At 44.2% G+C, this 8,404-nt stretch carries 11 protein-coding genes and 1 tRNA gene; 9 read left to right on the forward strand and 3 right to left on the reverse strand.

Annotated elements, in window-relative coordinates:
- Positions 1–278 precede the first annotated feature (278 nt).
- Entirely contained in the window at positions 279–728 is a 450-nt protein-coding gene (locus Q366_RS12605; RefSeq protein ID WP_483782858.1) for an acyloxyacyl hydrolase, read from the forward strand.
- Positions 729–766: 38 nt separating this feature from the next.
- Here Q366_RS12605 and Q366_RS12610 read toward each other — a convergent pair whose 3' ends face one another.
- The 3 genes from Q366_RS12610 to Q366_RS12620 form a co-directional block, all read right to left on the reverse strand.
- Complete coding sequence (locus tag Q366_RS12610) at positions 767–1,489, reverse strand: class I SAM-dependent methyltransferase (RefSeq protein WP_035239446.1); 723 nt, start codon at positions 1,487–1,489, stop codon at positions 767–769.
- Entirely contained in the window at positions 1,470–2,726 is a 1,257-nt protein-coding gene (locus Q366_RS12615; RefSeq protein ID WP_035239488.1) for a glycosyltransferase family 4 protein, read from the reverse strand. The genes Q366_RS12610 and Q366_RS12615 overlap by 20 nt, the downstream gene beginning before the upstream one ends.
- A gap of 12 nt (positions 2,727–2,738) precedes the next feature.
- A tRNA-Arg gene (locus tag Q366_RS12620) sits at positions 2,739–2,814 on the reverse strand.
- Between the two features lie 337 nt (positions 2,815–3,151).
- On the opposite strand from Q366_RS12620, the gene Q366_RS12625 reads away from it, so the two are divergent.
- The 8 genes from Q366_RS12625 (at position 3,152) to Q366_RS12660 (ending at position 8,286) form a co-directional block, all read left to right on the forward strand.
- Positions 3,152–3,595, forward strand: a complete 444-nt coding sequence (locus tag Q366_RS12625) for a YebG family protein (RefSeq protein WP_035239448.1) — start codon at positions 3,152–3,154, stop codon at positions 3,593–3,595.
- A 355-nt stretch (positions 3,596–3,950) separates the two neighbouring features.
- On the forward strand, positions 3,951–5,144 hold the full coding sequence (locus tag Q366_RS12630; RefSeq protein ID WP_035239450.1) for a helix-turn-helix domain-containing protein: 1,194 nt from the start codon (positions 3,951–3,953) through the stop codon (positions 5,142–5,144).
- Positions 5,128–5,340, forward strand: a complete 213-nt coding sequence (locus Q366_RS12635; protein WP_035239451.1) for a TraK family protein — start codon at positions 5,128–5,130, stop codon at positions 5,338–5,340. The genes Q366_RS12630 and Q366_RS12635 overlap by 17 nt, the downstream gene beginning before the upstream one ends.
- Positions 5,337–5,681 (forward strand): TraK family protein, encoded by a 345-nt coding sequence (locus Q366_RS12640; protein WP_035239452.1) that lies wholly within the window; start codon positions 5,337–5,339, stop codon positions 5,679–5,681. The genes Q366_RS12635 and Q366_RS12640 overlap by 4 nt, the downstream gene beginning before the upstream one ends.
- 84 nt (positions 5,682–5,765) lie before the next feature.
- Positions 5,766–6,962, forward strand: a complete 1,197-nt coding sequence (locus tag Q366_RS12645) for a Rha family transcriptional regulator (protein WP_035239454.1) — start codon at positions 5,766–5,768, stop codon at positions 6,960–6,962.
- Between the two features lie 5 nt (positions 6,963–6,967).
- Entirely contained in the window at positions 6,968–7,705 is a 738-nt protein-coding gene (locus tag Q366_RS12650; RefSeq protein ID WP_035239456.1) for a nucleotide-binding protein, read from the forward strand.
- Positions 7,702–7,950 (forward strand): hypothetical protein, encoded by a 249-nt coding sequence (locus Q366_RS12655; protein WP_004073543.1) that lies wholly within the window; start codon positions 7,702–7,704, stop codon positions 7,948–7,950. The genes Q366_RS12650 and Q366_RS12655 overlap by 4 nt, the downstream gene beginning before the upstream one ends.
- 15 nt (positions 7,951–7,965) lie before the next feature.
- A complete protein-coding gene (locus Q366_RS12660; protein WP_004073544.1) occupies positions 7,966–8,286 on the forward strand; it encodes a TrbC/VirB2 family type IV secretion system protein in 321 nt (106 codons plus the stop codon).
- Positions 8,287–8,404 lie beyond the last annotated feature (118 nt).

The raw sequence follows: 8,404 nt of genomic DNA on the forward strand, positions 1-8,404 counted from the left end.
GGGCTTTTGTTCTGTTCGTGGGACATCATTGATCCTGATGGTTTTTCATCAAGAAAAATTTATGGCAAATGTTTATTTTTTTGAGAAAATGGTGTATCCACTTTGGCATTTAACTTTTAAACCAACGCTGCCGGTAACGCTTTTTGCCGGTGTCAGAAAGTATTTCGCAAAAAAGGGCAAATATGAAAAGAGTTCTGCTTTTGTTAATTTGTTTTCTTTGTATAAGTACCTGTGCCGCGGCCCAAGACCTCTCCGGCTTAGGGGGATGGGGCGTTTCATTGGGATACGGTCAAAGTTCGTACAGTTCGGATTGTATTGATATTTATCGTGCAGGGCTGTTGAAACAATGGGATGTGAAATGGCTTGGGAACAAAACCGGTTATGTCCGGGGCTACTTTGAACTGTCATACAACCGCTGGGAACACGGCGGGGATGATGTTATCAATGCAATTGCTTTTTCTCCGGTCTTCCAATATGTCTTTGATGCAGGAAATGCGACCTGGTATCCATATATAGAGGCGGGGATTGGTGTTGGCTATCTGGACGATTATACGATCAATGACAGGCATATGTCCTCAAATTTTCAGTTTGAAGACAGGATCGGGGTCGGGGTCAGGATTCAAAATATGGATATTAATGTCCGTTACATGCATTATTCCAATGCTGGTTTCAAAGAACCCAACGATGGACTTGATATGCTGATCGGTACCCTGGCCTGGTACTTTTAGGTAACCTTGCGTCCAAATACGGGCCTGGGCATATGCACTCAAATTTTTTTAAAATGTTTTCTGAAATATAACACCAGGCTTTTTCCAAGCACCGGGTTAAGCAGGCGGTCGATAAAGGTGGTCAGTGCCGGTTTTTTCATCAGATCCCATACCAGAAGCCTGTGAAAGAGATTTACGGCAACTGAATCCGTGCGGGTGGGACCCACAAGACATTTAAGCCACCAATAGGGGCTGTGGATGCTGTGGGCATAGTGACAACCCAGGTAATCCAGGCCGTTGTTCCGGATTTTTCCAATAATCTCTTTTTTATTGTAGATTCTTACATGGCCCATGTCGGCGGTGTGATATTCATCCGACAGCTTCCAGCAGATCCACTCGGGCCAGGCCCGGGGGACGCTGACAGCCAGCATTTTACCCGGTTTGACAATACGGATCAGTTCTGAGACGGCTCTATTGTCATCCGGGATATGTTCCAGAACCTCCGAGCAGATCACAACATCAAAACTGTTGTCTTTAAAGGGAAGCGCCGTGATGTCCATGGCGGACAACGCCCAACGCCTGCAGGGCAGGTCGTCTATGGCCTGGTGAAATTCAAGTTTGCCTTTGGTGGTGACCAGGTTGTCAAATCCGAAGTCCGCACCAATGCAGACCGTACCGGATTCCCGGCAGGCCCTGATGGTGTGGCGTCCCTCTCCGCACCCGATATCCAGAACCCGGTTGCCGGGGGCAATGCCCAGACGTTTAAAGTCCATGGTAATCATTTATCACCTCGCGGTAGACTTGAGCCGTGCGCATGGCGCATTTTTCCCAGGTAAATTCAGTTGTTACCCGTTCATATCCCCGGCAGGCCAGATCTTCACGCTGTTTTTCATCGTCAAGCAGTTCAATGATGGCCTTTTCAAGCGCCCTGGCATCCCCGGGGGGGACAAGTTTTGCTGCATCTCCCGCCACTTCGGGCAACGCCCCGCCAGTGGTGGAAATCACCGGTACCCGGCAGGCCATGGCCTCCCCGACCGGCAGGCCAAATCCTTCGTACATGGAGGGCACCACCGCAATCTGGGCTTTTGCATATTCCCGGACAAACCGCTGGTGATCAATGCGGCCGGTAAAGTCTATATGGCGGCCAAGATCAAGGGTTTTAACCAGATTTTCTATGCCGCCGCCCTTTTTGGGCGTGCCAATAACCGTCAAGGAGACATCCCTGTGCTTTAATACCCCTTTAAATGCGTAAAGCAGGTGGTACAAACCTTTTAAGGGTGTATCCGCACTGTTGGTGACAATCAGGCGCCCGCGGGTTTTTTTTACATGGTCCAAGGGAAAAAAATTATCCAGATCAATGCCGTTGGGAACGGTTTTTAATCTTGATGCGGGAATTTTAAATTCCTTGGATATATCTGTTTTAGAACTGTCAGATACCGTGATCATGGCAGGTATTCTCCGGGCAACCCGTTTTTGCATGCTAATAAAGGAGTACCAGCGCAGGGCTTTAAGCTTTTTATAAAAGGATCTAGTCGCTTTGACTGCCAGACGGCGGTCCACGGTCATGGGATGGTGGATGGTGGCGGTTACGGGCAGGTCCCGGGCAAGGGATAAAACACCATAAGAAAGACTTTGGTTATCATGGATAATGTCATAGCTTTTTGTCCGGCCCTTGATGTAGCGCTTCACCCGCATGCCAAATGTCATGGGTTCAGGATATCCCATGGCGCAGATGTCAAGCCATTCAATGAGGTTGACAGGGTCCTTTAACTCTTCAATCCGTGGTGTCCTGAACAGATCCTGTGGGTTGTACAAATCCAGGGTGTCGAGCATGGTCAGATTGACCCCGGGATTAACCAGAAGGGGATCCGGGGGGCCGGCAATGACCTCAACCTGATGGCCAAGATCGGACAACGCATGGCTTAAATGGCGGATATAAACACCCTGTCCTCCGCAATGGGGATTGGACCGGTAGGAAATCAGTCCGATGCGCAGGCCTGTTGTATGGGATGGTTGCATGGGTATCATAGATGGTACGCCCGGCTGGAATCGAACCAGCGATCTTCAGCTTCGGAGGCTGACGTGCTATCCACTGCACTACGGGCGCATAAACTTTTTTGGCACTCTTCAGAGTTCCAAATCATTTTTTTTGACGGATCGACACAATTTTAATTTTTGATCTGTTTCGATCTGGAAAGGCAGTGTATTTACCAACCCTTTAAATAGTAGTCCGTCATGGTTGCATTCTTATGCCTCAATTGCCGCTGAATGTCAATAAGGGATAATTTTTTTGATGTCGCCACCATTTAATTCCATAGGGTACCCCGAATATTGCTCTTGGGAAAAAGTAAAATAGCTTTACCCAGCCCTGTTTTTTCTATATGAATGAAGCTTAAACGAACCGCTTTCCTTTGTTAAAGAAGTTTTATTCTCAAGGAGAAAAAATGGCTGTAATTGTCCAATATATTGTTGTCAGGGATGGAGATAAAAAGATGACATTTGCAACAAAAAAAGAAGCAGATTCCTATGACAAGATGCTTGATATTGCAGACAATTTGTTTGATTTTCTTGAAAGCTCTGATATCAATCTTGATGAAACCCGCAAAGAGGAAATTTCCCTTTTGTTCGCTGAAAAACGCGAGGAGGTGATGCCCATTTTGCGAGGTGTCTCTCCCAAAGCCTCGATTGCCCGGAAAAAAAGCGTCTCTTCTTCGGAGATTTCCAAAATTCGAGGCAAAGCGCCTGAGAAACAGGCTGCATCCAAACAGCAGGGCGATACCTCTGAAGACGCCACAGATCCTGAAGCCAAGCCTGCTCCTAAAGCTGCGGCCAAAGCAATTTCTCGCACAAAGGCTGCGTCTTCAAAAAAGAGTGCCCAAACAGAGTGAATTGATTATAAATAGCGACATTATATTATAATGTGATGAAATAGGGCTTGATGCTATTCCCTCATAACGCCAGAAAGACAAAAGTTAACATAATATATATTATCAGACCTTGGAGGTGGGAGAAGAGGGGGGAAAAGAAAGGGTTATTTTTAACCTTTAGATAAATTAGCGGAGGGACAATCTTAAGCTAATAAGCCGCCCAAAAAAGAAAATCCTTAATGGTAGCCGCCATTAAGGATCTCCCAGAAGCCTTGGGCTTCTTAATATGAATTACATATTGAGAAGTTAACTCAACGAATAGAGTTTGTCAAGCTTACAGGTATAGTATTTTCTTTTTTCGGCTCGAAAGGAAAATATGAATTACAGTTTTATATCGCATGGTTATGCGAATGACCTTGATTTGTGGTTTGGGAAAATCGAAAGAAAAGATGGTGGAAAAATGACTGCAGGGATCGAAAAAACTTTTAAGGCGCTGGTCAGATGTGCGGTTGGTGAGGACCATACATTTGTGAATATAGGAACATTAGCCAACCGGACAAATGTATGCTACCGAACCATTGAAAGACACATCAAGATCCTCAATGAAGCCGGGCTGATTACCGCTGTTAAAGAAGAAATCAATGGCTGGACGCAGACCGTGTATTATTTTCTTGCTCATCCTGTAATCACTAAATTCAGAGAATTACGGACTGGCAAAGCAAACCCTCAGCAGCCAAAGCCGATTGAAACACCTAAGCCGGATCAGCCGGAAGCGGTTCCAGAAACTGAGCCTCAAACCGAACAAAAATTAACAAAAAATGACCACCTGGAGACCACCCGGGAGTGTCATGCTGTGGATCAACAAGCGGATCAACAAAATGTCGGTAATTTGTCGGATTATACCCTAGATAGATTATATATAAATACTACCCCCCTACCCCCCTCAGAATCAGTTCAAGACCGCCAGGAGCCTGGAACCTGGGCAAAAATCAGAGAGAGTATTATCGAAAAAGACCAACTCAATTTAGCAGCTAAAATGCTTCCCTGTCTGGAGGCCGAAATCGAGAACGGCAGTGTAATTCTGTCAGGGCCAAACAAAGTAGCGTTACAAAGAATCGAAAAACATTACGGTCAAACACTCAGAGATAATTTTTCTTTTTTTGGCGTTAACACCCTTATCTTTAAAGTCTTTTCTGAAGAACGCCAAAAGAAAAAAGATGAAGATCAAAAGCTGCAAGATCAAATTCAACGGCAGCAGCAGAAAGAACGGCAGGAAAGGATTCTGGCTGAAAAACAGCAACAGGAAGCTGAATTAAATAGTTTGCCCCTTAAAAAACAATTCGATGTGATTTTAAATCAATACCCCCGGCAAACCGGGAAATGGCAAGCCTGGATGAATTTTAAAAAACTTGTTCAGGCCGGAGAACTGCCAAAAACATCAAAACTTTTACAAATCATTAAAAAAAACAAGATGTCCCGGGACTGGCAGCGGGATAACGGCCGCTGGATACCGGGACTATCAAAGTTTTTGAAAGAAAGAAGATGGTTAGATTATGGAAAATGGACCTAAGCCCTCATGTAAAAGTCAGTACCTTGCTATCCATGATGAAACCCAAACCCTGCTTAAACAGGGTTATACAATAAAAGCTGTGTATGATTATTTTTTAAAAAAAGGCGTTATTCATATGTCATATAATTCCTGGACTAAAATATTAAAAAATTATCACAAACCCTTTCCTTTCACACAGAAAAAAGATGCGTTATGAAGCCTTCATGTAAAAGTCAATATCTGGCTGTCCATAACGAAGCAAAGGCCTTGTTGGCCCAAGGTTATTCAAAAAAGACCATATACGATCATTTTATCGAAAAAGATAAAATTCATATGTCTTATGTGGCCTGGGCTAAAATAATGGAAAATCACGATCAAAAGTTTCCCTTCGGTCAAAAAAAATTCAAAAAAGAAAAACCCATAAGTCAAAGCCCAAGAAAAATACGGGGTAAGTTCAGCCATTCAAATGATCCGTACCCGATTGAAGATGCAACTGACTCTATTGTGGAAGAAAAAGAAAATGAAAAACCGTTTAACCTCATCAAGAAGGGAGAATAAGCATTTCTTATTATTTATTGATTTTAGACTCCTCAGTTTTGAGGAGCCTAAAACAGAGCATTAATTTTTTTTGGGAGTTTAACGATGAACATGGAAATAGAAAAACAAAAAATCAATATTATAACCACAAACGGAAAACTTACGGTTTCCTCAATGATGGTGGCAGAACATTTCAAAAAAAGACATGATAATATTATCCGAACAATTCAACACCTCGAAATACCAGAAGATTTTAACGCCCTCAATTTTGAGGACGTTAAATATGTCGATGCAAAAGGCGAGGAACGACCAGCTTTTAATATGACCCGTGATGGTTTTGTTTTGCTTGTTATGGGTTTTACAGGCAAAAGAGCCATGGCGTGGAAAATTAAATACATTGAAGCTTTTAACGCCATGGAAAGGGCTCAGAAAGACAAATTATATTTAAAAGCCGCGTTACAAATACCAATAGACAGCGATCTGACAGTTTTATTGCCCACCGGCGAGTTCGGCATTTCAAGCTGGAAACTGGCCCGGGAAATTGACCAGCCCCACAATGCCCTGGCAACAAAAATCCATTATCTTGATATCCCCGCTGCATTCAAAGCAGAAAATTTTATCCCTATGGGCCATATTGCGGATCACGGTCCAAGAGAGGATGGCTACGGGATCACCTTGGCCGGTCTCGGCATGATGGGGCAAATTCTACGCAGTCAGGCCGCCAGGGGCGCGCAATTAAAAGCATATGATCAGTTAAAGGCTGTCAATTCCAAAAAAATCCAGGTGGAAACTGTCCAACTGCAACCGGTTCCTGATGCGATCCCCCGGTTTCAGCGGACTGCTGTTCCGGAAAAAAAGATGCTCGCCCTCAAAGGTTTAATTTCTATCTGGGCATGGATCGAAAACACCACCACCGAAAAATTGGAAGCTGAACTATGTGCATACATGCAGATAGCAAACCTGAAAGGCATCACCACATCAAGCTATGAAAACGCCATGGAATACATCTGGTCAGGCATGAACATGCTGCAGAATGATTTTATAGACCTTTGTACTGAGGAAGAATTACAGCCTTTAAGGGGCCTGTTTGATTTTATGGCCTATTATGATGACAGAATAAATTATGAATCTTTGTTTAATAATTTCAAAAAAACTCACCAGTTTGAAGATTTTTCAAAAGTTTCCAAAAAGGATTTTCAAAAAATCATAATGTTAGCCTGGGGCACCATGTATGCCATGTGCCTTGGCGATAAATCCGGATGCTGCAAAGCAAGCTGCATCCATAACCAATTAAAAGGATAAAAAAAATGGCAGCTATAAATATGATCCTGCAAGGTAAGGGCGGTGTTGGGAAAAGTTTTACAGCCAGTCTGTTAAGTCAGTATTTGCTTGATAGAGATCAGTTGGTCGGATGTTTTGATGCTGATCCAGTTAATGCAACCCTGACAGCTTATGCATCATTAAAAGCAACAAAAATCGAGATCATGGAAGGGGATTCTATTAACAGCCGGTTATTTGACACGATGATAGAAAAATTAATTCAGCTGCCGGATGAGGCATTCGCTGTCATTGACAGCGGCGCCAGCACATTTGTTCCCCTGGCTGCGTACATATCAGAAAACAATGTTGCCGAATTCCTGAAAGACAGCGGCCACAACCTGACGCTGCATACCTTGATCACCGGCGGCCAGGCCGAGGGTGATACCATCCAGGGCCTTGCCTCCCTGATGGAAGGTTTTCCGGACACCCCCATAACCGTATGGGTAAACCCTTTCTTCGGTCAAATTGAATTTAAAAACCACAAACTGGAAAAGGCCAACCGAGATCTGGGTGGCACCACCATTGTTTTGCCCACGTATAAAAAAGAAACCTTTGGCTATGACCTGGAGCTGATGCTCAAATCCCGCCTGACATTTGCCCAGGCAATCAATTCCGGCAAATTCAACGTCATGGCTAAACAGCGGCTTAAAATAGCCAGGGATGAAATATGGAACATCCTGGATGAATCCGGCCTGATCATTGAGGCCCGGGAACAGCAGGAATGAAAAACAAAATCCAGGCGGAAATAGCCAAAAGGCACAAAATGACAGTGAGTGACAATGATCCTGTCTGGATCGTTGCAACTGTGTGTGAGCTTATGGCCGAAGAATACTCACGAAAACTTTCTGACCAGCAAGATATTCTTGCAGAAAAATTCAAGGAGGCGAACAAAAAAACAAACCCGCTGAATATGGTGATCGCCGTGCTTTTCGGCATCATTATAGGCCTGTCAATTCACCTGGTTATTTAAAGAGGAGTTTTAGAAATGAAAAGATTCTTACCGTTACTTGTACCAACCTTTCTTTTTTTTGGCGTTATCACCTTTGTTGATACTGCGTTTGCATCAACAATTTCGGAATTTGAAACACCGGCAGAAACCTTGATGGAAACCTTGCGCGGGCCATGGGCCAAATCCGTTGCCATACTGATGATCCTGGCGGCGGCTTTTGTGATGTGGTTCAAAAAAGATGATTTGGACGGGATGACAAAAGGTTTTCTTGTTGTTGTCTGCATCATATCCGTGCTGGCCCTGGCGGAACCAATCATAGATACGCTGTTCACATTCGGCAGCGGGGCATTAATCTAATGCGAAGGATAGCAATACACCGGTCACTGCATCGTTCAGACCTGATCATGGGCATAGAGCGGGATTTGCTTTTCCCCATAGGTATAGCCGCCGGCGTGCTGATTGTATCCAGCGGCAA

Origin of the sequence: Desulfobacter vibrioformis DSM 8776 (assembly GCF_000745975.1) — a bacterium.
GTDB classification, from domain to species: Bacteria; Desulfobacterota; Desulfobacteria; order Desulfobacterales; family Desulfobacteraceae; genus Desulfobacter; species Desulfobacter vibrioformis.